The organism is Micromonospora sp. CNZ303, from assembly GCF_004345505.1.
This window is the reverse complement of the sequence record NZ_SLVT01000050.1, coordinates 1-1,445: the sequence shown is the minus strand read 5'-3', so window position 1 is coordinate 1,445 and position 1,445 is coordinate 1. Positions and strand designations below refer to the sequence as shown.

General features: G+C 69.2%; 2 protein-coding genes. Both read right to left on the bottom strand.

All coding sequences use genetic code 11. The features are described 5' to 3' along the window. The coding region (locus tag EV374_RS32335; RefSeq protein ID WP_132240955.1) for an adenine nucleotide alpha hydrolase family protein at nt 1-650 on the bottom strand (650 nt) is incomplete at its 3' end. Between the two features lie 12 nt (nt 651-662). After that, on the bottom strand, nt 663-1,442 hold the full coding sequence (locus tag EV374_RS32330; RefSeq protein WP_132240956.1) for an electron transfer flavoprotein subunit beta/FixA family protein: 780 nt from the start codon (nt 1,440-1,442) through the stop codon (nt 663-665). Between the last annotated feature and the right edge of the window lie 3 nt (nt 1,443-1,445).

The window sequence follows — 1,445 nt, the reverse complement described above, 5'->3', positions numbered from 1 at the left end:
TTGAAGTTGTCGGCGTTGCCGACACCCCGACCGCCGGAGACGACCACACCCGCCTCGGTGAGCTCCGGACGCGAACCCTTCTGCTCCGCGACCCGGTCGACGACCCTGGCCAACTTGTCGGTGTCCGCCACCGCGACGGTGAGCTGCTCGACCGCCGGGCTCGCCGCCGCCGGGACCGGGTTCACCGAGTTCGGCCGGACCGTCACCAACGGCAGACCACGGGTCACCTTCGACTTGACGATCGTGGAACCCGCGAACGCCACCTGCGTGGCCGTGCCGTCAGCCGTCAGGGCGACCACGTCGGTCAGGATGCCGTTGTCCAGCTTCACCGCCAGCCGGGCGGCGATCTCCTTGCCTTCCTGCGACGACGCCAACAACACGGCGGCCGGCTGCACGCGGGTGACCAGCTCGGCCACCACGGTCGCCTTGGGGGCCACCAGGTAGCCGTCGATCTCCTCGCTCTCGGCCGCGTAGATCTTCTCCGCGCCGTACTCACCCAGCTTCGCGCTCAACGCCTCGGCGGCACCGGGGCCGCCGAGCACGACCGCGCTCGCGGTGCCCAGCTCGCGGGCGAGGGTGAGCATCTCCAGGGTGACCTTCTTGACGCCGAATTCCCGGGTGGCTTCGACGACGACCAGAACCTCAGACATGACCCCAACCCCTCACACGAACTTCTCGGTGGCGAGGAACTCGACCAGCTTCACGCCGCCGTCGCCCTCGTCGGTGACCTTCGCCCCACCGGAGCGCGGCGGACGCTTGCTGTGCTCCAGCACCGTGCTGGTCGCGCCCTCGAAACCCACCTCGCCCGCAGCGACACCCAGGTCACCCAGCGACAGCGTCTGCACCGGCTTCTTCTTGGCGGCCATGATGCCCTTGAACGACGGATACCGCGGCTCGTTGATCGTGTCCCACACGGACACCACGGCGGGCGCGGTGGCGGTGACCACCTCGTAGCCCTCCTCCGTCTGCCGCTCCACGGTCAGGGTCGAGCCGTCGACGGTGAGCTTGCGGGCGCCGGTCAGCGCCGCGATGCCCAGCCGCTCGGCGAGCATGTGCGGCAGCACCTGCACCCGGCCGTCGGTCGACTCACTGCCACACAGCACCAGATCGGCGTTCAGCTGACCGAGCGCGGCGGCGAGCACCTTCGAGGTCGCGACCGCGCAGGAGCCGTGCAGGGCGTCGTCCACCACGTGCACCGCCTTGTCCGGACCCATGGACAGCGCCTTGCGGATCGACTCGGTCGCCCGGTCCGGACCCATGGTCAGGACGGTCACCTCGCCCCCGTGCGCCTCCTTGATCTTCAACGCCTCCTCGATGGCGTACTCGTCCATCTCGTTGATGACGTTGTTCGCCGAACCGCGGTCGACGGTGTTGTCGTCAGCACGCAGGCTGCGGTCCGCGCCCGAATCGGGCACCTGCTTGACGAGTACGACGATGTTCATCGC

Coding starts and splice junctions, on each gene's coding strand:
- EV374_RS32330 (WP_132240956.1), bottom strand. CDS start 1,442: ATGAACATCGTCGTACTCGTCAAGCAGGTGCCCGATTCGGGCGCGGAC.